17 protein-coding genes, 2 tRNA genes and 1 pseudogene (1 of these 20 only partly in view) are annotated in these 25,750 nt (G+C 40.3%); 6 read left to right on the top strand and 14 right to left on the bottom strand.

All coding sequences use genetic code 11. The features are described from left to right. Positions 1 to 156: 156 nt before the first annotated feature. The 3 genes from MS6x_RS14080 to MS6x_RS14070 form a co-directional block, all read right to left on the bottom strand. Positions 157 to 1,485, bottom strand: coding sequence for an MraY family glycosyltransferase (locus MS6x_RS14080; protein ID WP_482603102.1), 1,329 nt, complete (start codon positions 1,483 to 1,485; stop codon positions 157 to 159). Positions 1,486 to 1,996: 511 nt separating this feature from the next. Next, positions 1,997 to 2,677, bottom strand: a complete 681-nt coding sequence (locus MS6x_RS14075; RefSeq protein ID WP_482603101.1) for an SDR family NAD(P)-dependent oxidoreductase — start codon at positions 2,675 to 2,677, stop codon at positions 1,997 to 1,999. Further along, on the bottom strand, positions 2,677 to 3,729 hold the full coding sequence (locus tag MS6x_RS14070) for a M28 family metallopeptidase (protein ID WP_482603100.1): 1,053 nt from the start codon (positions 3,727 to 3,729) through the stop codon (positions 2,677 to 2,679). The genes MS6x_RS14075 and MS6x_RS14070 overlap by 1 nt, the downstream gene beginning before the upstream one ends. Before the next feature lie 492 nt (positions 3,730 to 4,221). Here MS6x_RS14070 and MS6x_RS14065 point away from each other — a divergent pair, with 492 nt between their 5' ends. Next, on the top strand, positions 4,222 to 4,515 hold the full coding sequence (locus tag MS6x_RS14065; RefSeq protein WP_482603099.1) for a GIY-YIG nuclease family protein: 294 nt from the start codon (positions 4,222 to 4,224) through the stop codon (positions 4,513 to 4,515). A 318-nt stretch (positions 4,516 to 4,833) separates the two neighbouring features. On the opposite strand, the gene MS6x_RS14060 is transcribed toward MS6x_RS14065, so the two are convergent. The 4 genes from MS6x_RS14060 to porV form a co-directional block, all read right to left on the bottom strand. Next, positions 4,834 to 6,474, bottom strand: coding sequence for a dihydrolipoamide acetyltransferase family protein (locus MS6x_RS14060; RefSeq protein ID WP_482603098.1), 1,641 nt, complete (start codon positions 6,472 to 6,474; stop codon positions 4,834 to 4,836). A 5-nt stretch (positions 6,475 to 6,479) separates the two neighbouring features. Next, positions 6,480 to 7,478 (bottom strand): pyruvate dehydrogenase (acetyl-transferring) E1 component subunit alpha, encoded by a 999-nt coding sequence (gene pdhA / locus MS6x_RS14055; protein WP_482603097.1) that lies wholly within the window; start codon positions 7,476 to 7,478, stop codon positions 6,480 to 6,482. Between the two features lie 352 nt (positions 7,479 to 7,830). After that, positions 7,831 to 8,319, bottom strand: a complete 489-nt coding sequence (gene cdd, locus MS6x_RS14050) for a cytidine deaminase (RefSeq protein ID WP_482603096.1) — start codon at positions 8,317 to 8,319, stop codon at positions 7,831 to 7,833. Between the two features lie 131 nt (positions 8,320 to 8,450). Next, positions 8,451 to 9,605, bottom strand: coding sequence for a type IX secretion system outer membrane channel protein PorV (gene porV / locus MS6x_RS14045; protein ID WP_482603095.1), 1,155 nt, complete (start codon positions 9,603 to 9,605; stop codon positions 8,451 to 8,453). Between the two features lie 406 nt (positions 9,606 to 10,011). Between porV and gldJ the strand changes: the two genes are divergently transcribed. Both gldJ and MS6x_RS14035 read left to right on the top strand, forming a co-directional pair. Beyond that, entirely contained in the window at positions 10,012 to 11,679 is a 1,668-nt protein-coding gene (gldJ, locus tag MS6x_RS14040) for a gliding motility lipoprotein GldJ (RefSeq protein ID WP_482603094.1), read from the top strand. A gap of 64 nt (positions 11,680 to 11,743) precedes the next feature. Further along, entirely contained in the window at positions 11,744 to 13,021 is a 1,278-nt protein-coding gene (locus MS6x_RS14035) for a UDP-N-acetylmuramoyl-tripeptide--D-alanyl-D-alanine ligase (protein WP_482603093.1), read from the top strand. Between the two features lie 45 nt (positions 13,022 to 13,066). Here MS6x_RS14035 and MS6x_RS14030 read toward each other — a convergent pair. The 7 genes and pseudogenes from MS6x_RS14030 to nhaD form a co-directional block, all read right to left on the bottom strand. After that, positions 13,067 to 13,141 (bottom strand) — tRNA-Val (locus tag MS6x_RS14030). Between the two features lie 96 nt (positions 13,142 to 13,237). Continuing rightward, positions 13,238 to 13,312: transfer RNA gene (locus MS6x_RS14025), tRNA-Val, on the bottom strand. Between the two features lie 58 nt (positions 13,313 to 13,370). Next, positions 13,371 to 14,581, bottom strand: a pseudogene (locus MS6x_RS14020) (bifunctional folylpolyglutamate synthase/dihydrofolate synthase). Further along, complete coding sequence (locus MS6x_RS14015; RefSeq protein ID WP_482603092.1) at positions 14,578 to 15,516, bottom strand: energy transducer TonB; 939 nt, start codon at positions 15,514 to 15,516, stop codon at positions 14,578 to 14,580. The pseudogene MS6x_RS14020 and the gene MS6x_RS14015 overlap by 4 nt, the downstream one beginning before the upstream one ends. Beyond that, on the bottom strand, positions 15,516 to 15,902 hold the full coding sequence (locus MS6x_RS14010) for an ExbD/TolR family protein (RefSeq protein WP_379934875.1): 387 nt from the start codon (positions 15,900 to 15,902) through the stop codon (positions 15,516 to 15,518). Before MS6x_RS14010 ends, MS6x_RS14015 begins: the two co-directional genes overlap by 1 nt. A gap of 9 nt (positions 15,903 to 15,911) precedes the next feature. After that, complete coding sequence (locus MS6x_RS14005; RefSeq protein WP_482603091.1) at positions 15,912 to 16,601, bottom strand: MotA/TolQ/ExbB proton channel family protein; 690 nt, start codon at positions 16,599 to 16,601, stop codon at positions 15,912 to 15,914. Between the two features lie 52 nt (positions 16,602 to 16,653). Further along, positions 16,654 to 18,024, bottom strand: a complete 1,371-nt coding sequence (gene nhaD / locus MS6x_RS14000; RefSeq protein ID WP_482607173.1) for a sodium:proton antiporter NhaD — start codon at positions 18,022 to 18,024, stop codon at positions 16,654 to 16,656. Between the two features lie 477 nt (positions 18,025 to 18,501). Here nhaD and MS6x_RS13995 point away from each other — a divergent pair, with 477 nt between their 5' ends. The 3 genes from MS6x_RS13995 to MS6x_RS13985 form a co-directional block, all read left to right on the top strand. Continuing rightward, on the top strand, positions 18,502 to 19,644 hold the full coding sequence (locus MS6x_RS13995; RefSeq protein ID WP_482603090.1) for an acyl-CoA dehydrogenase: 1,143 nt from the start codon (positions 18,502 to 18,504) through the stop codon (positions 19,642 to 19,644). 315 nt (positions 19,645 to 19,959) lie between these two features. Beyond that, positions 19,960 to 24,468 carry a glutamate synthase large subunit gene (gene gltB, locus MS6x_RS13990; RefSeq protein WP_482603089.1) on the top strand — a complete coding sequence of 1,503 codons (4,509 nt, stop codon included), beginning with the start codon at positions 19,960 to 19,962 and terminating at the stop codon, positions 24,466 to 24,468. 8 nt (positions 24,469 to 24,476) lie between these two features. Then, positions 24,477 to 25,750, top strand: partial view of a glutamate synthase subunit beta gene (locus tag MS6x_RS13985; protein WP_482603088.1) — the 5' portion only. 193 nt of this gene lie beyond the right edge of the window; the window shows 1,274 of its 1,467 coding nt (coding positions 1-1,274); its start codon is at positions 24,477 to 24,479; its stop codon lies off the right edge, out of view.

Raw genomic sequence — 25,750 nt, 5'->3', positions numbered from 1 at the left:
TTATTCCGTTCTTTATTTGGTCGACTATATATATAGGAATTAAAATTGAACACCTAGAGTTTGAATTCCTAATTTATACAAATATGATTGTACAAACTATTCCAACTTTATAAATGCTATATGATTTTCAATAATAATCATTACATTCTTTAGCGCTTACATTTTATTTTCAAACTGCTTCCCTTCCGCTCCCTTGCTAAATTTTTTAAAACCACTCAACCGCTTTACGAAAAACTTCTCTTGTTTGGTACTACGAACCGCTTCTTGTTGTGCTTTTGTTAGCCTAGCAATCTCCTCATCATACACCTGAGGCTGCACTTCTAGTCTTGTTTTACTTTCAGGTTTACGCACGATATTTCCATGTTCTTCGCGTAGCACCTGATCTAGGCGCTGAACACCTTTTTTGAACTTCACATAAAAAGGTGCTAAATACAAGGATACCCCAATAACCAAGCAGGCCAAAAGGGCTATATGTATATTCAAAAACTGTAGGGCCAAGGCAACGGCTATCACCGCCAAATTTAACAGGACAATACTGGTACTTGATTTCCTGTGACTAAAACCGAGACGTAAAAAGCGATGGTGAATGTGGTTCTTATCTGCACTGAAGGGACTTCTGCCTGCCCGTATGCGAATGGAAAATACACGTAGGGTATCGAGCATCGGATAGGATAGTACTGCAATAGCCAAAATGGGCGCGTTGGCAATAGGGAACGCCAAGGTCTCTCCATGGGCGCTTTTATTTAAAAAAGCAACGGTAAGGTAGGCCAACAAAAAGCCCGTAAACAATGAACCGGAGTCCCCCATAAATAATTTTTGGGTTGCCGAAAGGTTGTGTTGTAGAAAGCCGATGAGCGCGCCTATTAAAATTACACTGGCCATCCCCAAATACTGTTGGCCGTTACTAAGAAAGAATATCCCATATACGGCAGCGGAAAGAATGGCGAGACCCCCGGCCAGACCATCGATCCCGTCGATAAGGTTAAACGCGTTGACGATCAATAAGAAAACGAAAATGGTAAAGACCACGGAAACCCAATACGGCAGTTCCCAGAGTCCGAAAATACCCTCCATGCTCAAAATTCGAATATCGGAGGCAAGCACCACCAAAGCGGTTGCGACCAATTGGCCGCTAAATTTCTTTTTTGGGGAGACCAATACCAAGTCGTCCTTTACTCCTAAAAATAACAATAGCGTAGTAGCGCCCAAAAGTGCCAAGACATTGATAACATCTTGTGGTGGAAGGGGCGCAAAAACACCGGTAAGCACCATGCCCAATGCAAACGTAAAGAAAAGACCCACACCGCCCAAGGTAGGCGTTTTATTGGCGTGCATGCTACGCTCGCACGGCTCATCCATTAAGTCTTTGGTATGACTGAGATGAATGATGGTAGGATAGATACGAATAGAAATCACATACGCGACTGCAAGGGCCATAAAAGCCAGCACGTAGGGATTTGTAAAAAACAGTGTCATCGTGGTCATTGGTTGGGACTAATTTTATAACTGATACACCAAGTGCCAAGCAACAAAACCAAACTAAAAGAAATAAGCCTTACGGCCCTCGTATTTCGTTTTAGTTCATCTCCGGGGGAAGGAGTTAAAGACAAACCGTTACACAGGTGTTTACACTATACACCGCTCTGTAACAGTTTTATATTTTGGGTTCATTTTCTAGGTAATAACAATCTTAGTGTTCAAGGACAAAACTACTATTTCCTACAATACAAAAGGAATTCTAGGACTGATTATTAGCAAATCATAGCATAAATTCGATGAACGGTAATCTGATGTCTAAAATGATAAAAAATACTAACAAAAAATATCTTTTTCATGTTTTGCATAACTGTCTATTATGGAATCAGGAGTAGTGATTCATATATCATACGTGGCGAGGTACACTTTTATGGTATCAAAACAAAGGAAAGACAGACATACTATAAAGACATGACACAGCCTTACCCTTGTATTTGCTTGTACAGTACTACTACCTCTTTTAGGGGGTACTGCTACTCACCTGTAATACCTTACCGTTAAAGAATTCCTGCCCTGTTAACGAAAAATTCATGATATAGTCTGCCATCTGTGTTGCGGTAACCGGCGCTTGATACCCTGGAAATGCTTCAGCCAACATTTCAGTCTGAACGGCCCCTAAGGCCAATACATTAAACGAGGGTCCGGTTTCCTTGAACTCTTCCGCCCAAAGCTCCGTCATGGTAATTACGGCGCCTTTACTAGAGCTATAGGCCGATAAACCGGGGAACTTGGCACTGCCCTGTACCCCGCCCATAGAACTTACGGTCACGACATGGCCCTCTTTGTTCATAAACGGCACCACTGCTTTCGTCACTGCTGCAACACCAAAAACATTGACCTCATACACTGCCTTAAATTCTTCCATGGAGGTCTCCAGAAAAGGTTTGTTTACCAATTTTCCTGCGTTATTGATAAGGATGTCCACATGTTTCCATTCCGTTTTTAAAAAACGCTCCAATTTTTCTAAATCGCTTGTCTTTGCCAAATCAAAGGGAAAAGACTGGATATTCTCATGGTTCAGCTCGGTAATCGGCGTCGCGTTCCTGGATAAGGCCAATACGTTATGACCGGCATCCGCAAAGAGTTTTGCCATTTCGAACCCAATTCCCCTACTCGAACCTGTAATAATTACCTTTGCCATTACTTATATGTTATTTCTTTTACGGGAGCGTTTGCTATGCCTTCCACCACTGGTATCATTTTATTGATGACGACTGCCATGTGCTCGTAATCCATTTCCTCATTTTCATCACCTACCTTATGATAATGGTCAAAATTGGTGAAGTCAAACGTACTGTAGGTATGTGACGGTATATTAAATGCGGTGTGAAAAGCATAATTATCGGACCGTTTAAATAGGTTAAACTCCTTCGCTTTGGGTAAAAAACCGACTACCTTTTCCTTGGCATAGGCATTACTCACCTCCGCTACATTGGAAAGTTCATAACCCGTTGCATAGACCAAATGGTCCTTATCCACCATAGGAACCCCTACCATCTCAAAATTCAGCATCACATAAAGTTCCAGGTCATCTGCTTTTAATTTTTCCGCTAGGTGTTTTGAACCCAAAAGCCCTTTTTCCTCGGCACTGAACAGCGCGAAAATAATGCTACGCTTATTGGTCTTTTCCTTTCCAAAATATTTGGCCAGCTCCATAACCGTGGTTGTTCCTGAAGCATTGTCATTTGCACCGTTGGCAATGGCATCGCCATTTTCCGGAGTTAAAATTCCTATATGATCGTAGTGGGCCCCTACTACAATAAACTCGTTCTTTAATTTGGGGTCGGTACCTTCCAAAACCCCCACTACGTTGTAGGTAGTTTGATCAAAGTTACCTAAGGTATCCCTATAGGTTTCAAAATACGGGGCAATACCATTGGACACAAATCGCGCTGCTATAAAATCGGCCGCGGCATTGATTCCCTCACTGCCCGAATCCCGACCCTGTAAGGCATCGGAGGCTAAAAAATCCATTGACGTTGCCACATCTTGCACAGTGGTATGTTCAATGATGCTGGCCATGACATTGGTAGTTGCTATGGCTTTATCAGCTACATTTTCTTCTATGGAAACAACTTCTGCTTTTAGTCCATCAGGACCCGATACGGTTTCGGGAACCTGTGTCTCGCTCACCTTACCGGTACCGCAAGAAACGAATAGTAGTAACAAGAAAAGAAAACAGAGGTGCTTCATCTTTTGAAATTTTTACAAGCGTAAAGATAGAAAAAAGGCATTGCTTGAAGCCGTTAAATAAAGTGAAGGTTTGGCGTTTTTACGAATTTACTGTGAACAAACAAAAGGTTCTCGAGTCAAACGGGTTCTCGATACAATTTTCTCTTTCCGTTACACTCCAAAAAAAATCACTCGAACTGACAAGATATTATCAAAACGCAATGTCACTTCGAGTGAATTTGCGAGGCACGAGAAAATTAGTATCGAGAAGCTAATGGGTACCAAAGGTTCTCGAGTCAAACGGGTTCTCGATACAATTTTCTCTTTCCGTTACACTCCAAGAAAAAATCACTCGAACTGACAGTGTAGTAACAAAAAAACGCAATGTCACTTCGAGTGGATTACGAGGTACGAGGAATTTGTATCGAGAAGCTAATGGGTACCAAAGGTTCTCGATACAACGTCTCTTGCAGGACGCCACTCGAACTGACAATTTATTACTATTTTAAATGCGTGAAAATCTTTTATGTCTATATATTAAAATGTTCAGATGGCACCTACTATACGGGCATTACATCCGATTTAGAAAAACGTGTCGAATCGCATAAATCAGGAAAACACAGAGATAGTTACACTTCACTTCGTAGACCCTTATCGCTGGTCTTCTATTGTGAATTTACAGAACCACAAAAAGCCATAGAAACCGAGAAACAAATCAAAAAATGGTCCAAAGCAAAAAAGAAAGCGCTTATACTGGGAGAATTTGAACGCTTACCGAATCTTGCGAAAAAGAAATTTGACCGCTGATGTAGTATAATAAGTTCTAAAAGATTTTCGAGTAAAAGGGTTCTCGATACAATTTCTTCTTTACATTGCATTACAAGAACAAACCACTCGAACTGACAATTTATAATCAAAACGCAATGTCACTTCGAGTGAATTTACGAGGCACGAGAAAATTAGTATCGAGAAGCTAATGGGTACCAAAGGTTCTCGAGTCAAAAAGGTTCTCGATACAATTTTCCCTTTCCGTTACACTCCAAGAAAAAATCACTCGAACTGACAGGGTAAAAATAGAAAAGCACCCCATTTCGGAGTGCTTTTATACTATAATATATCGTAAGACTATGCCAACATCGTTACTGGGTTCTCTACAAAATACCTCAAGGTCTGTAAAAATGCCGCACCTGCCGCGCCATCTACAGTTCTGTGGTCACAAGCCAAAGTTAACTTCATTGTATTCCCTACTACGATTTCTCCATTTTTAACCACTGGTTTTTCAACAATGGCACCAACGGAAAGAATGGCGGAATTGGGTTGATTAATAATGGATGTAAACTCTTGTATTCCGAACATGCCCAAGTTGGACACCGTGAAGGTACTGCCTTCCATTTCTGAAGGGGTTATCTTTTTTGCACGGGCCTTCCCTGCCAACTCTTTTACTGAAGCTCCTATTTGTGTAAGTCCCAATTGATCGGCAAACTTAACTACAGGTACCACCAAACCATCATCTACCGCAACAGCAACACCCATGTGGATGTGTTTGTTGTATCTCGTGGTAGCTCCGTTCCATGACGTATTTACTTGTGGATGTTTTTTCAATGCCATTGCGCATGCCTTCAACACCATATCGTTGAAGGATATTTTTGTATCGGGCAAGCTATTGATCTGTACCCTAGAGGCCATGGCATTATCCATATCCACTTCAATAGTCAAATAGAAATGTGGCGCAGAGAATTTAGAATTACCCAATGCCTTGGCAATTGCCTTACGCATATTGGAGTTCTTTACCTCTTCCGAACCTTCTTCACCTACGGGAAGATTAACAGGCATTGCAGCCGGTGCGGGACTTTCAGATACCGAAGAAGTAGCAGCAGGAGCAGTAGCCTCGGAAGGCGTATAGTTCTCTATATCCTTCTTTACTATTCTACCATTATCACCTGATCCAGCTACAGAAGCTAAATCAATTCCCTTATCCTCGGCCATTTTTCGAGCCAATGGGGATACAAAAATACGCTTGCCATCGGTAACTGGCACCGTACTTTCTTCAGCGTTAGCCGTAGTTTTTTCCTCATCCTTGGATTCCGAACTTGTTTTTTCAGGATTACTTGATGCGTCTCCCGTGGGTTTGGCATTTAACACAGCATCTACATCCGTACCTTCTGGACCTATAACGGCCAAAACAGCATCAACTGGGGAAGATTCCCCTTCTTGGATGCCGATATACAATAAGGTACCAGAATAAAAAGACTCAAACTCCATTGTAGCTTTATCGGTTTCGATTTCAGCTAGAATATCACCTTCCTCGACCTTATCACCTACTTGTTTTAACCATGTGGCCACAGTTCCCTCCTCCATGGTATCGCTTAAGCGCGGCATTTTAACTATCTCTACACCTTCTGGGACCTCACTTGCCTGCACAGGTGGTGTGGTAGTTTCCGCTGCCCCATTCTCCGTGTCATCCTGTTCTTTTTCCTTAACTTCAACGCTGGCATCACCACCGTTCAACAACGCGGAAATGTCTTCCCCTTCATCACCTATAATGGCCAATAAAGAATCTACAGGGGCAGTGTCGCCCTCAGGGATACCAATATGCAATAGTACACCTTCGTTAAAAGACTCGAATTCCATGGTAGCTTTATCGGTTTCGATTTCCGCTAAAATGTCTCCTTCTTCAACTTTGTCCCCTACTTTTTTCAACCAGGTCGCAACGGTACCCTCTTCCATGGTATCGCTTAAACGAGGCATATTTACTACTATCGCCATGTATCTTATAATTTATGTTGAACGAATGGGAAATCTTCTTGCTCGTAAACCATATCGTATAATTGATTTACAGGTGGGTAATCGGATTCATCGGCAAACTTCTCACATTCGGAAACTAGCTTTTTTACCCTTTTATCCATTTCTTTAATCTCCTCGTCAGTCGCGTATTTATTCTCCTTGATCACATCCAATACTTGGGTGATCGGATCTATTTTCTTGTACTCCGCCACTTCGTCCTTTGTTCTATAATGCTGCGCATCTGACATGGAATGCCCTCTATACCTGTACGTTTTCATCTCTAAAAACGTAGGTCCGCCTCCGGATCTTGCGCGTTCGATCGCTTTACTCATTTCTTGTGCAACCGTAACAGGATTCATACCATCTACAGGACCACAAGGCATTTCATAGCCCAAGCCCAATTTCCATATTTCTGTGGAGTGTGAGGTTCTAGCCACAGACGTTCCCATAGCATACCCATTATTTTCACAAATAAAGACAACCGGTAATTGCCATAGCATGGCCAGGTTAAAAGTCTCGTGAAGCGATCCTTGCCTTACTGCACCATCGCCCATATAGCACAAGGTAACGGCATCACTTCCGTTATATTTATCACCAAAAGCCATACCAGCTCCTAATGGAATTTGGCCACCAACAATTCCATGACCTCCATGAAATCGATGTTCTTTTGAAAAGATATGCATAGAACCACCCATGCCCTTAGAGGTTCCGGTTACCTTACCATAAAGCTCGGCCATTACCTTTTTCGGGTCCACACCCATCCCTATGGGCTGCACGTGGTTTCTGTAGGCAGTTATCATTCTATCCTTAGACAAATCCATTGCATGTAAGGCGCCCGCTAAAACCGCTTCCTGTCCGTTGTAAAGGTGAAGAAAACCTCGTACTTTTTGTTGGATATAAACAGCGGCAAGCTTATCCTCGAACTTACGCCAGAAAAGCATATCCTCGTACCATTTCAAATACGTTTCTTTGGTGATTTTTTCCATTGCTATTATGAATTTATTACAAATTTAGCGGACAAAAAAAGCGAGAGCAAATTTCTACCACAAAAAGAAACCAAAAATACACATATAAATCAATGCATAAAAAAAATAGAAGTAAAAGCACTCAGAAATTGCATCATGACACAAAAAAGACCCTAGGTGTGTCTAAAAGTTGCTTGAAATTAACTATCCCCAAAGCAGAATCATGGCTTTAGAGTCTAAAAATCGTCACGAAAAACTTCTGCATTCTATTTAAGCTTACTTAGTTCTTAACAGTAGGTGACGTAAATGGTACGTAAACGTATCTAAAAGTGAGGCAAATCGGAAACTCCGTAGCCAGGTACCAGAAATTGATTTAGCCTAACAATGTACTATTAAAACCCAATGGCAGTAGGTCTGCTATAGCAGCACACTCGACAACGCTCCCTTTCTCGCCCATTAACAAGATTCTAATCGGTTGTTTTTGTTTGAATTCATATTCAAAAATAGCTTGCCTACAATTGCCGCATGGTGCAGCGGGAACACTTACCTGATAGGTATCCGATGTCGCAGAAATCGCAACCGTTTTTATGGCTACCCCAGGAAATTTAGCCCCGGCATGAAAAATTGCTACGCGCTCCGCACAGAGTCCGGACGGGTAAGAAGCATTTTCTTGATTGCTACCAATCACAACCTCGGTATTATCCATTTCTACCGCAGCTCCTACCCGAAACTTAGAGTAGGGTGCATAAGCGTTTTTTCTAGCCAATACAGCTTCAATCATAAGCGCCTTATCGCTCGGTGACAGCTCATCCAAACTATCATAAATGGTAATATCAAAACTAATTTTTTTCTGCTTCGCCATAATTCAATTTTACACACTATACTACCAAAGGTACTTTCTTTCCCGCACATTTCAACATAGCATTATACTGCTACGAAAACAAAAAATCCCGCCATAAAGCGGGATTTACTATGCTATCGAAAACGCAATGCTTAATCGTTATAAAATTCTTCACCTAAATTAAATGTCAGTCCAAAACGCAAGGTATTTTCCAATGGGTTCCTGACCTGAGAGGTTGAGAATAGATAAGATAAATCTATTTGGGCCGACTTAAACTTGAATCCTGCACCCAAAGTAAAGAACTTTCTTGCTCCTTTATTCTCATTTTCATTAAAATAACCTGTGCGCACCATAAAGGCATCCTGGTAGGTATACTCAGCTCCAAGAGACCAAGTAAATTCCTGTAACTCCTCACCAAAACCATCAGGGGCATCGCCAAAGGAACTTAAAATTCCGCTCAACCCACTTTCGTTCTGGTATATTTCATTATCATCGGAGTCTATATCACCATCGTTATCAAAATCTTGAGGTGTTGGTACCAAAAGCTTGCTAAATTCCGTGGTAATACCAATAACATTATCCTGATCTAGTATAAAATCAAAGCCTACACCTGCTCTTAGATTACTTGGTAAAAAGTTTTCCTGACCTCCTTCATCATATTGAATTTTACCACCGATGTTAGAGATATTGAAACCACCCCTCCAACGGCCATCAAAATTATTGTAGGCTATTTCCCTTGAGCGATAATACCCTGCTACATCTACAGCGAAAGAACTGGCAGCTTGCGAATCTTCCGTACCATTTTGAGGTAATCTTAAATTGGAACGGATATACCTACCGGCTACTGCCATAGAAAAAGTTGGACTTAATTTAAGTGAGTACGAACCATCTAATGCCAATTCGTTTGGTTTGGCCAACGTTCCAGGGTCCCCAGCGAATTGTCGTAGTTCTATTTCCCCTAGCGTAAAATAGCGTAAACTCAATGCAAACGCACTTTGTTCATCAATTTTGTTGTAAAAACTGGCGTTTAATAAGGAAATATCGGTGATGATGCTTTCCAAATACGGGGTATAACTTACCCCTATGCCCATCTTGCGCTCCGCAAATGCAAATTTAGCTGGGTTCCACTGCTGCGAGAACGCATCTGTGGACGTAGCCACACCCATATCTCCCATACCTGCAGCTCTTGCATCTGCCGCGATAGTTAAAAATGGTACCGCGGTTGTTATCACACGTTGATCTTCCTGAGCCCAAATGGTGAAACCGGATAGCAGCAAACAAACAAAAACTATTGAATTCTTTTTCATTTAAAATTAAATTAGTTCTAAAAGTGTAAAATTAACGCCTTGGCGCATCTTACTCCAAATTAATCGACATATTACGGTAAAAACGGGCTTTTCAACAAAATCTTGTGTAACATCCTAATTATTTTGGATTATGGTAAAGGATTGTGGCACTACTATTAAGTTATACATGTAGCCAAAAAACCACAAGCATGCGTATACTATACACCCTTTAAACTCGTTATGACCTTGAACGGATGTTGTTTCTTGCATTTACTTTTGATTTACAGGTATTGTGAAAATAATTTCAAGGGCATGAAATATTCTGATGAAAACACCGTTTTAATGAGCGAAAGTGGCGTAAAATATATTGAGAAATTAGAATCGCCAAAATTTTAGATTAAAAAGATTGAACTCAAGTCCTAGATTTATGAAAAACAAGTTTATCAAAGTTGTACTCTCATGCACTGTTATAGCTGGAGGTTTAACAGTCACAAGCTGTTCGAAATCCACTTCTTCCAAGAATGTTTCCAGGGCTACAGGTTGGAATATTAACGCTAAAGAAGGTGGATTCCAGTACAATACAGATTTTAAGGAGCAAGAAACCGCTCCCGGTCTGGTATTTGTTGAAGGTGGTACTTTTACAAAAGGTAAAGTCCAAGATGATGTAATGCATGATTGGAACAACACGCCCACCTCACAGCACGTACAATCCTTTTACATGGATGAAACAGAGGTTACCAACGTGATGTATCTGGAATATCTAGATTACCTCAAAAGTGTTTATCCGCCGGAAAATCCAAAATATGCCAATATCTACAAAGGTGCTTTGCCAGATACCTTGGTTTGGAGAAACAGATTAGGGTTCAACGAAACAATGACCAATAACTACTTAAGGCATCCCGCGTATGCAGAATATCCTGTTGTAGGTGTGAACTGGATTCAAGCAACACAATTTGCGGAATGGAGAACAGACCGTGTAAACGAAGTGATGTTAGAGCGTGAAGGCTATCTCTCCAAGGACGCAAAGTACCAAGCTGCTAGCGGTGAAGTAGCCGGAACATTTAGTACCGAAGCTTATCTTAACAGACCTGAATCTGTTTATAACGGACAAATTGATTCCTTACAAGGAAAAATGAAGAAAGATAGCACCTCTACTTTTGCGAAAAGAAGTAGCGGGGTAATCATGCCCGAATATCGACTTCCAACAGAAACGGAATGGGAATATGCGGCTCAGGCACAAGTAGGCAATAGAGAATACAATAACTATAGAGGAAGAAAAAAATATCCTTGGGACGGCGACTATACCAGAAATGGGCAACGCGTTGGTAGAGGTGACCAATTGGCTAATTTCAAACAAGGAAAAGGAGATTACGGCGGTATTGCCGGATGGTCCGATGACGGTGCAGATATTACCGCAGAAGTAATGTCCTACAAACCAAACGATTTAGGTCTTTATGATATGGCCGGAAACGTTGCCGAGTGGGTTGCCGATGTCTACCGACCTATTGTAGATGACGAAGTAAGTGATTTCAACTACTATAGAGGTAACATTTATATGAAGACTGCTATCGGAGAAGATGGAAAGGTAAATATTCTTAGAGATTCTATTGTTTATGACACCTTACCCAACGGTAAACTTGTAGCGGTAAACCTACCTGGTGAGATAAAAATGGTACCTGTTGATGAAGATGAAACTTATCTAAGAACCAACTTCTCAACCAGTGATAACATTGGTTACCGAGATGGTGATGCAGGCTCCTCTAGATTCTACGATCGATTTAGCGATGAAGAAGAAGGAAGCACCAAGGGTAAAATGTACAACTCTCCAAAACATAGTATAGATAGAGATTCTGTTGGCAACATTACCAGACAATATGATGAATCCAACACAAGAACTTCGCTTATTAACGACGAAGTAAGAGTGTACAAAGGAGGGTCTTGGAGCGATAGAGCATACTGGCTAGACCCTGCTCAAAGAAGATATTTGCCACAATACATGGCTACCGACAATATTGGCTTTAGATGTGCCATGTCTAGAGTTGGATCTAAATCCAAAACCAAGAACAAAACAGTAAGAGGTAAGAAAGCAAAATAATTTCTTATACTTTAGATACGAAGAAAGCCCTTTTTTTAAAGGGCTTTTTTTTATCTTCGATTTTATGAAAATAGCCGAACTTCACGAAGTATTCCTTCAGTATCCGAGCGTGAGTACCGATACGCGAAAAATAAAAAAAAACGATATTTTTTTTGCACTAAAAGGCACTAATTTTAACGGTAATGAATATGCGCTTAAAGCACTTGAAAAAGGAGCAGCCTATGTTATTGTAGATGAAAAAGAATTTGCAACTCATGACAAGACGCTCTTAGTAAAGGATGTATTAAAGACCTTACAAAACTTAGCAAATTTCCACAGACATTATTGTAATGCAAAAGTAATTTCCCTAACAGGAAGCAATGGCAAGACCACTACAAAGGAGCTTATTCATAGCGTATTGGCCACGACCTACAAAACAATAGCCACCAAAGGAAACCTTAATAATCATATCGGCGTTCCATTAAGCCTACTATCAATAAAAACAGATACGGAGATTGCCATCATAGAAATGGGCGCGAACCATCAAAAAGAAATAGAATTTCTTAGTAGTATTGCAGAGCCCGATTTTGGCTACATCACAAATTTTGGAAAAGCACACTTAGAAGGTTTTGGAGGGGTAGAGGGCGTAATTAAAGGAAAAAGTGAGCTATATGACTACTTGATAGCAAACAACAAGGTCATCTTTATGAATGCAGATGACCCCATACAGAAAGAAAAATTAGGGCAATACATTCAAAAGTTCGGATATAGCACTACGGATACTGAATTTTATAAAATAAGCATGACTTCTGCTGATCCTTTCGTAGAAATTGCGATTGAAGACATTAGCATTAAAACCAAATTGATAGGAAGCTATAATTTTACTAATTGTTGTGCCGCTATACTCATGGGAAAGTATTTTAAAATTCCAATGAAACTGATAAAAGAAGGTTTAGAGAATTACCTACCGGACAACAATAGATCTCAGGTATTGGAGAAAAAAGGTTTTAAGATCATACTCGATGCCTACAATGCCAACCCCAGTAGTATGACGGTTGCACTAGAAAATTTCTCAAAAATAAAAGCTACTTCGAAAGTTTTGTTCCTTGGTGATATGTTTGAACTTGGAGAAACGGCCCATGATGAACACCAAGCAATTGCCGAACTAACAAAACAATTTGGATTTGAAAACACCTATTTAATTGGAGAAAACTTTTTTAAAGTAGACAGCGATTTTCAAAAGTTCAAAACATTTGATGCGCTAACCCGTGAATTGAAAGGACTTCAGATGCCAAAGGGCGCTACTCTTTTTATAAAAGGTTCTAGAGGAATGGCCTTGGAACGTATTTTAGAAAACCTATAACTAAGAATTACGAAAACCCATGTCGTTATGAAGAACTGCGTATCGTGGGATATACTGGATTCGAACCGGTGACCTCTGCCCTGTCAAGGCAGCGCTCTAAACCAACTGAGCTAATATCCCTTTTAATTTATCTTAAATCAACGTTATTGTAAATATAAATTGATTATAAGATATAAAAAAAGGCTCTCGCAAATCGAAAGCCTTTTAAAAATCCTGTGGGCCCTACTGGATTCGAACCAGTGACCCCCTGCTTGTAAGGCAGGTGCTCTGAACCAACTGAGCTAAGAGCCCCAAAAGGAGTGCAAATATAGAATAGTTTTATATACTCCAAAAGAAAAATCAATAAAATTTAAAGAACTTCGGCCACTGTAAAAGTACTACCACCAACAAAAATCAAATCTTCTTTTGAAGCTTGCTGATTTACAACTGTATACGCCTCACAAACTCTCGAGTATACCCTCCCGTACAACTGATATTGTTCCGCTTTTGCCTGTAATACTTCTGCATCCAAGCCTCTTGGGATATTGGGTCTGCAAAAATAGTAGATCGCATTCTCTGGAAACAAAGGTAGAATAGCGTCCAAATCCTTTTCCTTTACAAAACCGAGCACCACATGCAAGGTTTTATACGATTCCTTTAATAGCTGTGCTATCACTAAGGACAGGCCCTCTTTGTTATGCGCTGTATCACATATAATCTTTGGGTTTTCACCTAACAGTTGCCACCTACCCTGAAGCCCGGTATTCCCCGTTACATTTTGGAGGCCTTTCCTTATATGTATTGAATCGACCTTGAAGTTTTTTAGCTTATCCAAGGTAACCAGAACTCCCTTAATATTTTTCTTTTGATAATCCCCTAACAAAGACGTACGAAACTCGGGCAGCTCTGTCTGACTCGCAAATGTAAGCCCTGCAGATTTCTCATGAGCCTTCTCTTCAAATACCCAGGCGATATCGGCTTGATATTCACTAACCACTACCGGAACACGTTCCTTTATAATCCCTGCCTTTTCTGTGGCGATTTTCTCCAAAGTGTCTCCCAGGATATCCATATGATCAAAGCCAATGTTGGTAATGAGCGAAACTTCTGGAGTAATTATGTTCGTAGAATCCAACCTACCTCCTAAACCAACTTCAATAACAGCGATATCTACCGTTTCTTTTGCAAAATAATCAAACGCCATACCTACGGTCATTTCAAAAAAGAAAAACGATGCGAGGCGATAAAACCTTGATTGGTGGCAATAAAGTCGACCACGTAAGATTCACTTACCGGAAGGCCATTTATTCGTATACGTTCTCGAAAATCTTTTAAATGTGGCGATGTGTACAATCCCACTTTATATCCGGCTTCTTGTAAAATAGAGGCCAACATATGACTGCTAGAACCTTTACCATTGGTTCCTGCGACGTGTATACTTTTAAATTTCTTATGTGGACTGTCCAGATGATTGGATAAGGTGAGAATTCCATCTAATTTGGAATTAAACGCTTTTACACCTTTTTGCTGGTACATGGGAAGTTGGTGGAACATCCAGTCCAAAGTTTCCGCGTAGGTCACTCTCCCAACTTAAAATTAACGACAACAAAACCAACTTGTTTATTTGGAGCATTAGAATCCAGATTCCATCGATGCATAAACGCAGTTTTTCGCGCGGGCTCCAGCAAACACGGATTATTATTGGTTGTCCCGCGTACTCCAGGTTCTGCGGAAATTACCTTTCCATTTTTATCTACTTCAATTTTAACAACTACCCTCCCTGCTTCATTACATTCCTGAGGCACTTTACCTTGGTTTACCAAAGATCTTCCATTAAGGCCATAACCGCCAGTACCACTCCCGGAACCAGGACTCCCATAATAACTGGTCGCATAAGGATCTCCGTCTGGACTTCCCTTATCCCCTGTTCTATTGTCATCTCCCTCACTACCGGATGCTGTACCGTCAGATTTATTAAGACCTCCCATAAGAGCGTCCAATTTATCCTTTTTGGCTTGTTGTTCTCTTTCTGCAAGCGCATCTGCATCACGCTTTTCCTTGGCTATTCTTGCTGCCTCTGCCTTTAGCCTCTTAGCTTCATCATCTGCCTTTTGTTTGGCATCTGCTATTGCATTTTCTGCTTTTCGCTTCGCTTCTTCGGCCTTTTTTATTCGGATTGCTTCCTCGTTTTCTTGGGTCAGCACCTTTTCGGAAGGCACAGGCTCAGCTACGCTTTCTTCCGGAACTTCTTCTACTATCTCTTCAACCTGCTCTGCTATTTCTTGTTTTGATGGTTCTACAGGAGGCGTATCAAAAGGCTCCGATTGAATTTTTTCCTTGGGCTGAACACTTCCGCTGCCAAAATCCGTAGTCCCAAAATTAACGGAAATACCGTTCTCTATTGGGGGATCCATATAGGTTAACCCTATGTAAAAAAGCACCAACAACAAAATGCTCAATAGCAATGTTGTTAGTGTAAAGGATTTCTTTTTATGTGTAGTGTCCAGAAACGCCATTAGTTGGGCCTCACTGCCAAAATAACCTTGTAGTTGTTTCTATTGGCAATGGCCATTACGTTTACCGCCTCTTTGATGGCGACGCTCTCCTCTGCCCTTAGAATAATCGTTGGTTTATCTTGACCTTCGAGTGCTTTTTTTAGTTCAATTTCAATATACTCTCCGTTGATTCTCTCATTATTCACGTAATACTGTAAGTTCTTATCGATACTAACAGAAACATTTTGTGTATTGGTAGACTTCCCTTTCGCTTTTGGCAATAATAAATCCAAGGCATTCGGCGAATTTGCCGTAAGCATGAAAAATATCAACAAAAGAAAAACAATATCCGTCATAGACGACATACTGAAATCCGGACTCACCTTATTTCTTCCTTTTAGCTTCATACTAACGTATTAAAGTGGTTCGTTCAAAAGATCTAAGAATTCTACAGCATTGGCCTCCATTTTATGAACGACCTTATCCGTTCTATTCACTAAATGATTATACCCTATATACGCAATAATACCAACTATCAATCCCGCTACCGTGGTTGTCATCGCCGTATAAATACCCGAAGCCAAGGAACCCATTTCTGCCTGACCTCCACTACTGGCCATTTCATGAAAGGCTAAAATCATACCGATTACCGTACCTAAAAATCCTATCATAGGCGCCGCACCTGCTACGGTTGCCAGAACGCTAACGTTTTTCTCCAATTTATACACCTCTAAAGTACCTGCATTTTCTATTGCCGTATTGATATCGTCCAAGGGCTTACCTATTCTAGAAATACCCTTCTCAGTTAACCTTGCGACAGGCGAATCAGTTTGTGCACATAATAGTTTTGCTGCTTCTAATTTGCCAGTAGATACATGATCCCGTATTTGGTTCATGAAGTTTTTATCAATTTTAGATGCAGCATTTACCGCTAAAAGTCGTTCAAAATAAATGTAAAGGGCTACACCTAACATTAAGAAAAGTACCGTAATAATGACAACACTTCCTGTTCCACCATTAAAGACCAAGTCTATAACGGATAAGGTCTTTTCCTCAGAAAGTAATTCTTCGGCACCATCTTGCGCCAAATCTTGGAATATCAACATAAGAATTTTAAATTATTGAATTTGCCTTTATAACGGTGTTTTACTAATTAAATTATCCGTGGAGCACATAATCTCTCAATGCTATAAAAACAAGGGCGCCACTAACAAAACCAACAAAGGCCAACCAAGCAATTTTTTTCAGATACCAGAAAAAATCTATCTTCTCCATACCCATAGCAACCACCCCGGCAGCAGAACCTATTATAAGCATACTACCCCCTGTTCCGGCAGAATAGGCTATAAAATGCCAAAGCGGACTATCTAGTGGCTCGCTAAACATTCCCATACTAGCAGCTACTAATGGCACATTGTCTATCACCGCAGAACCTACGCCGAATAGCATTACTACAATATCAGTATTGGGGATAGCCTCATTTAAAGCACCTGCCGCATTAAATAATATACCAAGTGATTCCATTGCAGCTACGGCTAATAAAATTCCCAAAAAGAAAAGAATACTAGGCAGTTCTATTTTTGATAACGAATGATGTACCGGGCTATGATGCCCTCCGGATTCATGACTGCCATCGTCAACAGAAGTGATACTGAATTTCTTATTACTGTAGATTTCCGCGAATGTGGCAACAACGGCCAAAGAAAGCATCATACCTACATATGGGGGCAAGTGTGTTACGGTTTTGAAAAAAGGCACAAATAAGATAGCCCCAAGCCCTAAATACAACATAGTAGATCCGTACTTAGATTTTGGAGCTTCACCATCCAAATCGCCATCTATAAGACCTTTGAATACCTTGAACCTACCGGCAATCAACACAGGAACCAACATACATACAATAGAGGGCAACAATACATGAATTACCAATTGCAAAGCACTAACCTTATTCGCAATCCATAACATGGTCGTTGTAACATCTCCTATAGGAGACCAGGCCCCACCGGCGTTTGCTGTGATTACGATCATACCGGCAAACCAAAGCTTGGTTTCCCTGTCCTTTATCACTTTTTGTAAAATGGTTATCAATACTATTGTAGCCGTTAAATTATCAATAATTGCAGATAAAATAAATGCCAAAATGGAAAACAACCATAATAATTTTCCTTTCTCCCTAGTTTTAATAAAACTCTTTATCGTAGCAAAACCATCAAAGTAATCTATGATTTCTACAATGGTCATTGCCCCTAATAAAAAGAACAATATCTCCGCTGTTTTCCCTAAATGATGTAATAGCGACTCTTCTACCAAATGCATTTTACCCTCATGGTCCATAGTTCCAAAACCATCGACCAAACCTTGCTTTACGGAGTCGAACCAATTAGGAAAACTATCTATTCCCAAGGCAATTAAAGCCCAAAGAATAGCCATCATGGCCAACGCAGGAATCAGTTTATCAATTTTAAGATTGTGCTCTAGGGTAATGGCTAAATAACCGGCTAAAAAAATAATAATAATTATAGTTTCCATCATTAGTTGGTTTTTAATTTAGTTTAAATATGGAATAGTAAATATAGTTTTAAAATAACGTGATCTATAAATGTGATGTGGTATTTGAATCGATATTTTTTTTCTGACGTAATATAGATTAAAAATGATTGAATAGAAAATCATAATCTTAAAATTACGTAATTAATACAGCACTACATTGACAATGAACTTCACTTATATCCAGCAAAACGAAACACATATGCCTTGAACTCCGAAAAATAAAAGTCAAATTAAAAGAGCTTGATTTTACAATGAGCACAAAGGCTATTTGCACCTATACCATTCAAAATTGAGGAGGAACGTTAAAGCATACAGTTTAGTTCATTTACATTATAACGAGCTAAACAAAAATCACCAATGCTTTTTGTCCAAAAGACCTTTCCTAATATCTTAAATTTTATAAATAATACCTACTATACCCTTATCTTTGTAAGAGAAATGTTTTAAGACTACGCTATGGATTTTACACTTACAGAGGAACAACGGTTAATACAACAAGCAGCTCGCGATTTTGCACAAAACGAGCTACTTCCTGGGGTTATTGAGCGCGATGAAGCACAAAAATTTCCAACCGAAGAAGTACGCAAAATGGGGGAACTAGGTTTTCTTGGTATGATGGTGGACCCAAAGTATGGTGGGAGCGGACTGGATACACTATCATATGTACTAGTCATGGAGGAATTATCAAAAGTAGATGCCTCATCATCCGTAATAGTTTCAGTTAACAATTCGTTAATCTGCTGGGGCTTGGAAACTTATGGTACAGAAGAACAAAAGAAAAAATATCTTACACGATTAAGCACAGGTGAAATTATCGGTGCTTTTTGCTTATCGGAACCTGAAGCGGGAAGTGACGCAACTTCCCAAAAAACAACCGCAGTCGACAAAGGTGATCACTATATCCTAAATGGGACTAAAAATTGGATTACCAACGGTAGCAGCGCCGAGGTCTATTTAGTAATCGCACAAACAGACAGGGATAAAAAGCATAAAGGAATTAATGCGCTAATCGTTGAAAAAGGGGCTGATGGTTTCGAAATAGGACCCAAAGAAAATAAATTAGGGATTAGAGGTAGTGACACCCATTCCTTGATTTTCAATGATGTAAAGGTTCCGAAGGAAAACAGAATTGGCGAGGATGGTTTCGGTTTCAAATTCGCTATGAAGACCCTCGCAGGAGGAAGAATAGGTATTGCTGCTCAGGCATTAGGCATTGCAGCTGGGGCATACGAACTAGCATTAAAGTATTCCAAAGAAAGAAAAGCTTTCGGTACCGAAATATGCAACCACCAAGCTATTGCTTTTAAATTAGCGGATATGCACACACAAATAGAAGCGGCACGACACCTTGTTTACAAATCTGCTTGCGATAAAGATAATAAAGAAGATTATGACCTTTCGGGTGCCATGGCCAAACTATACGCTTCTCAAGTAGCTATGGACACCACTGTTGAGGCTGTGCAAATTCATGGAGGAAACGGTTTTGTAAAAGATTACCATGTAGAACGATTAATGCGAGATGCCAAAATAACGCAAATTTATGAGGGCACTTCCGAAATTCAAAAAATCGTTATTTCGAGAAGTATTTTAAAAGACTAATGAATTTTTTAATATTGCACCCCAAGTAAAAGAAGGGTATGATGTAATAAAGTACAAAAAAATATATCAAGCCACTTCTTAAATAGGGGTGGCTTCTTCTAATAATGTCATAAAACGACATGACCCCCTCTTGTTAAGCACAAACACGTGCTAAACCGTACCCTTTTGAGGATATCATAAAAAGAACATCTCGAAAATACATAATTCAATATTTTTTAACGATTAATTGAAAACGTTGAATTATTTATACCATTATTAAAAATTCGTTGCATTTTACATATATAAAATGATATTTTTGAGAAAATACCATAATATATGATGCTGAAGAAACAGGGGCTATACCTACCAGAATTTGAACATGACAATTGCGGTGCAGGTTTCATTTGTAGCCTAAAAGGGAAAAAATCCAATGATATTATTCATAAAGCCTTAGAAATTCTAGATAGGTTAGAGCATAGGGGAGCGGTAAGTGCCGATGGTAAAACGGGTGATGGCGCTGGTATCTTAATAGATATTCCACACGACTTCTTTCAGAGCGTTTGCTCCTTTGAACTTCCAGAACCTGGCCAATATGCGGTAAGCAATGTATTCTTTCCTAGAAAGGACAATCAACGGGATTTTTGCGCCAAAGTCTTTGAAGAGAATATAAAAAAACAAGGACTACAGCTTCTAGGATGGCGAGATGTGCCGGTAAACCGATCTATTCCAGGAAGAATCGCAGCTGAGACGGAACCTTTTGTAAAACAATTGTTTGTTGCAAAAGAAAGTCCAAAGCAAACCTACTTCGATTTTAACCTTAAACTATTTATTGCCAGAAAAGTAACGGAACATACCATTATCAATTCTAAACTTTCCGAGAGCAAATTTTTTTACGTTCCCAGCCTATCCACCAAAATCATCATATTCAAAGGGCTATTAATGCCGCATGATATCAGTCTATATTATAAAGACCTGTTAGATTCTCGGGTAGTAACCAGATTAGCATTGGTTCATCAACGTTTTTCTACCAATACCTTCCCAACCTGGGATTTGGCACAGCCATTCAGGTACATGTGCCACAATGGTGAAATCAATACATTACGTGGAAATGTCTCAAGAATGCTCTCCCGAGAGGAATTGCTCAAAAGCGAACTTTTTGGTGATGAAATAAAAAACATCCTTCCGATTATCCTACCCGGCAAATCAGATTCAGCAACTATGGACATGGTTGTAGAACTACTATTAATGACGGGTAGATCACTTCCCGAAGTCATGATGATCTTAGTACCCGAAGCTTGGGAAAAAAATGAAGAAATGTCTCCTGCAAAAAAAGCATTCTACGAGTATCACTCTTGTATGATGGAGCCTTGGGACGGTCCTGCGTCTATTCCCTTTACCGATGGTAATTATATCGGAGCCGTATTAGACCGTAACGGATTGCGCCCTTCTAGATATTCTGTAACCAAAGACGACTACGTGGTTATGTCCTCTGAAACAGGAGTTGTAGAGATTGCCCCTGAAAACGTAGAATTTCACGGAAGATTGGAACCTGGTAAAATGTTCTTGGTGAACATGGAAGAGGGTCGTATCATAAACGATGAGGAAATAAAAGAAAATATCGCCAAAAGATATCCTTACAAAAATTGGCTGGACAAAAACCTTGTCCACCTAAAAGACATCCCTTATAACGATTGCCCCTTGTTTTTAGGTGAAGCAAGTCTAGAAAAAAGAAAGTCGGTTTTTGGATATACATTGGAGGACATCAATACGATAATTCTTCCTATGGGAACGTCTGCAAAAGAACCTATAGGATCTATGGGTTCCGATACGCCCATAGCCGTACTATCCCAGCGCCCACAATTGATATACAATTACTTTAAGCAACTATTCGCACAAGTAACGAATCCGCCATTGGACGGGATACGGGAAGAATTGATTACCGATATCAGCCTTACATTAGGTACAGATCAAAACATATTCGAGTTCACCGAGTTACATTGTAGAAAGCTTAAGATTCAAAACCCTGTTATCTCAAAAGAAGATTTGGACAAAATCAAGAACTACGATGTAAGTCCTGATTACAAGGTAGTCACTATTCCAATCCTGTATAAAATTGAAAAAGGACATAATGGTTTGGAAGATGCGCTTAAATCTATTCTAGATCAGGCATCCAAAGCAGTGGACGGTAGCGCCAACATCATTATCCTATCGGATAGAAACGTAGATGCGGAAAATGCGCCCATACCAGCACTATTGGCTTGTTCCTATGTAAATAGCGGTCTGCAGAAAATGGGTAAACGCTCTAAATGTAGTTTGATAATTGAATCGGCAGAACCTAGAGAGGTACATCACTTTGCGTTATTATTCGGTTTTGGAGCAAGCGCCGTGAATCCTTATTTGGTAAACGAAATCATTGCAGAACAAATAGTGGAACTGGATATTACGGATATCAGTTTCGATGAAGCTATAAAAAACTACAATAAGGCTGTTGGAAAGGGCATATTGAAAGTGATGAACAAGATTGGTATCTCAACACTTAATTCCTACCGAGGATCTCAACTATTTGAATGTATTGGCATAAATACGAAGGTTGTAGAGCACTATTTCCCAAACACCCCTACACGTATACAAGGAATTGGCTTATATGAGATTGAAAAAGAAATTGCCAAAAGACACCAGCATACATTCGACACCAAGGAAGTAGCTGCTACACTTGATTTAGAGATAGGAGGCGAATACCGGTGGAGAAGAGATGGGGAAAAACACATGTTTAACCCCTTGAGTATTGCAAAACTTCAAAAAGCGGTTAGAGGCAACGAACCAGATACCTACAAGGAATATTCCAAAATGGTTAACGAACAATCCAAATATTTAATGACCATAAGAGGTCTTTTCGAATTTTCCAACTATGACCCCATACCGTTGGAAGAAGTAGAACCCTGGACAGAAATCGTAAAACGTTTTAAGACTGGAGCCATGTCCTACGGGTCTATTAGTCAAGAGGCACATGAGAATTTAGCGATTGCCATGAACCGTATTGGCGGAAAAAGTAATTCTGGCGAAGGCGGAGAGGATGAACAACGTTTTTACAAAAACGCAACTGGAGACTGGAAGAATAGCGCGATTAAACAAGTAGCATCGGGACGATTTGGGGTTACCTCAAATTACCTAACAAATGCGAAGGAAATTCAAATTAAAATGGCCCAAGGGGCAAAACCAGGAGAGGGTGGACAACTACCCGGCCCTAAAGTAAACCCTGCCATCGCTAAGACTAGAAACTCCACACCATATGTGGGTCTAATTTCACCACCACCACACCATGATATTTATTCAATTGAGGATTTATCGCAGCTGATATACGATTTAAAATCAGCAAACAGAAAAGCCAGAATCAATGTAAAATTAGTATCAGAAGTCGGAGTCGGAACTGTTGCTGCCGGTGTCGCTAAAGCAAAAGCGGATGTTATTCTAGTTTCCGGATTTGACGGAGGCACGGGAGCATCACCACTTACCTCTTTAAAACACGCCGGACTACCTTGGGAATTGGGGATAGCAGAAGCGCAGCAAACCTTGGTAATGAACGACCTTAGAAATAGGATTGTACTCGAATGTGACGGCCAATTAAAAACCGGAAGAGATGTCGCTATCGCATGCTTGCTGGGTGCCGAGGAATTTGGTTTTGCCACAGCGCCGCTAGTAGCTTCCGGATGTATTATGATGCGGGTTTGCCACCTAAACACTTGTCCTGTGGGAATTGCCACACAAAATCCAGAGCTACGTAAAAAGTTTAAAGGAAAACCAGAACATGTCGTTAACTATATGTATTTCGTTGCCCAAGAATTAAGGGAAATAATGGCACAACTCGGCTTTAGAACCGTCAACGAAATGGTGGGACAGGTAAAAAAACTTGACCGTAAAAAAGCCATCAATCACTATAAAGCTGCTGGAATAGACCTTACTCCAATTTTACACCAAGTAGATGTACCGGCAGGGACAAAATTCTACAATACACAGAAACAACAGCATGATATAGACAAGTCCATCGAATTCGATATTATTGCGAAGGCTAACCCCTCCTTGTTCAGAAAAGAAAAATCCAGTCTTGATTTTCCAATCTGTAATACCGATAGAGCCGTTGGTGCAATCATTAGCAATGAAATTTCTAAAATATACGGAGCACAAGGACTACCAATAAACACCTTAAAACTCAACTTTACGGGATCTGCTGGACAAAGTTTTGGCGCTTTTGCTACGCGAGGGCTCACGATGACGGTAAACGGTACTACGAATGACTACCTTGGCAAAGGATTGTCCGGAGCGAAATTAGTCATAAAAGTACCGGAAAAATCGACTATAGTTCCAGAGGATAATGTAATTACAGGAAATGTAACCCTCTATGGTGCAACTGCAGGTCGGGCTTATATTAATGGTAAAGCAGGAGAACGTTTTTGTGTTCGAAACTCAGGCGCTAAGGCCGTTGTCGAAGGTATTGGAGATCACGGATGTGAATACATGACCGGTGGTATAGCCGTTATCCTCGGCGAAGTGGGTCGAAATTTTGGTGCTGGTATGAGCGGAGGCATTGCTTTTGTGCTCGATGATAAAAAGACCTTTAAGAAACGATGTAATGCAGAGGCACTAAACCTTTTGGAAGTGACGGAAGATAAGGATGTGCAGCAACTTAAAGATTTAATTGAAAGTCATTACAACGCTACCTTAAGTCCATTGGCGCAACGTATTCTCGAAAATTGGGAAACTTATTTACCGAAATTCGTTAAAGTGTTACCTGAAGAATACAGACAAGCGTTGATACGTCTGGAAGAGGAAAAATTACAAACTATATAAATCGAAACATGGGAAAGATAACAGGATTTTTGGAATTCGATAGAAAAGTAGAATCCTACAAGCCGGTAGAAGAACGGATACAGAATTATAAGGAATTTACGGTAGCCCTTCCTGAAAAAGAATTGAAGGAGCAAGGTGCAAGGTGTATGGACTGCGGTATTCCTTTTTGCCATAGTGGTTGCCCATTAGGTAATCTAATCCCTGATTTTAACGATGCCGTCTATCGCGGTAAATGGGAAAAGGCAAGTGAAATTTTACACTCCACCAATAATTTTCCAGAGTTTACGGGCAGGTTATGCCCCGCACCCTGCGAGGAAGCATGTGTACTGGGTATAAACGAAGATCCTGTTTCCATTGAGAATATTGAGAAAAACATAGTCGAAACCGCATTTGAAAAAGGGTGGATAACAGCTCAGCCACCTCTTAGCAGAACAGGAAAGTCCGTTGCCGTTGTAGGTTCGGGACCAGCGGGATTAGCCGCTGCACAACAATTGAACAGAGCAGGACATACGGTTACCGTTTTTGAGCGCGACCAAAAACCAGGAGGTTTATTGCGTTATGGTATTCCTGATTTTAAAATGGAAAAAAACGTCATAGACCGTAGGCTTGCTGTTTTAGAAGAGGAGGGAATTACTTTTGAATGTGGCGTTCACATCGGTGTAGACAAGATGGCCGAAGAATTAAAAGAAGAATTTGATGCCATCGTACTTTCGGGCGGCGCTACGGTAAGGCGTAACTTACCCATTGAAGGGTCAGACCTCAAAGGCGTAGTACAGGCTATGGATTTTTTAGGCCAGAATAACAAAAGAGTGGACGGTATCAATGATTTAGGGGAAGAAATAAAGGCAACAAATAAAAATGTTGTGGTTATTGGTGGTGGAGATACAGGGTCTGATTGCATAGGTACCTCATTTCGTCAAGGAGCAATATCGGTTTCCAATTTTGAAATTATGCCCATGGCTACGGCAGATAGACCAGATGATCAACCTTGGCCATTTTGGCCTATGCGCTTAAGAACAAGTTCTTCTCATAAAGAGGGAGCAGAACGGTTTTTTAGCATTTCCACAAAGCGATTTATTGGAGATGACAAAGGAAATCTAAAAGGCCTGATTACAGCAGAAGTTGAATGGATTAAATCGCCTGGCCAGCGACCCCAATTGAAAGAAGTACCCGGAACAGAAAAAGAATGGAAATGCGAACTGGCCCTATTGGCCTTAGGTTTTACTGGTTCTGAAACGACATTAGCGAAACAATTTGGAATAACCATGGACCAACGCAGCAA

The organism is Maribacter sp. MS6 (assembly GCF_056839185.1).
This window is presented reverse-complemented; position numbering and strand designations above follow the sequence as displayed.

What these genes read in the sequence shown, in the direction of transcription:
- MS6x_RS14080 (WP_482603102.1), bottom strand. Translation starts at nt 1,485, where the DNA reads ATGACCACGATGACACTGTTTTTTACAAATCCCTACGTGCTGGCTTTT.
- MS6x_RS14075 (WP_482603101.1), bottom strand. Translation starts at nt 2,677, where the DNA reads ATGGCAAAGGTAATTATTACAGGTTCGAGTAGGGGAATTGGGTTCGAA.
- MS6x_RS14070 (WP_482603100.1), bottom strand. Translation starts at nt 3,729, where the DNA reads ATGAAGCACCTCTGTTTTCTTTTCTTGTTACTACTATTCGTTTCTTGC.
- MS6x_RS14060 (WP_482603098.1), bottom strand. Translation starts at nt 6,474, where the DNA reads ATGGCGATAGTAGTAAATATGCCTCGTTTAAGCGATACCATGGAAGAG.
- pdhA (WP_482603097.1), bottom strand. Translation starts at nt 7,478, where the DNA reads ATGGAAAAAATCACCAAAGAAACGTATTTGAAATGGTACGAGGATATG.
- cdd (WP_482603096.1), bottom strand. Translation starts at nt 8,319, where the DNA reads ATGGCGAAGCAGAAAAAAATTAGTTTTGATATTACCATTTATGATAGT.
- porV (WP_482603095.1), bottom strand. Translation starts at nt 9,605, where the DNA reads ATGAAAAAGAATTCAATAGTTTTTGTTTGTTTGCTGCTATCCGGTTTC.
- gldJ (WP_482603094.1), top strand. Translation starts at nt 10,012, where the DNA reads ATGAAAAACAAGTTTATCAAAGTTGTACTCTCATGCACTGTTATAGCT.
- MS6x_RS14035 (WP_482603093.1), top strand. Translation starts at nt 11,744, where the DNA reads ATGAAAATAGCCGAACTTCACGAAGTATTCCTTCAGTATCCGAGCGTG.
- MS6x_RS14015 (WP_482603092.1), bottom strand. Translation starts at nt 15,516, where the DNA reads ATGGCGTTTCTGGACACTACACATAAAAAGAAATCCTTTACACTAACA.
- MS6x_RS14010 (WP_379934875.1), bottom strand. Translation starts at nt 15,902, where the DNA reads ATGAAGCTAAAAGGAAGAAATAAGGTGAGTCCGGATTTCAGTATGTCG.
- MS6x_RS14005 (WP_482603091.1), bottom strand. Translation starts at nt 16,601, where the DNA reads ATGTTGATATTCCAAGATTTGGCGCAAGATGGTGCCGAAGAATTACTT.
- nhaD (WP_482607173.1), bottom strand. Translation starts at nt 18,024, where the DNA reads ATGGAAACTATAATTATTATTATTTTTTTAGCCGGTTATTTAGCCATT.
- MS6x_RS13995 (WP_482603090.1), top strand. Translation starts at nt 18,502, where the DNA reads ATGGATTTTACACTTACAGAGGAACAACGGTTAATACAACAAGCAGCT.
- gltB (WP_482603089.1), top strand. Translation starts at nt 19,960, where the DNA reads ATGATGCTGAAGAAACAGGGGCTATACCTACCAGAATTTGAACATGAC.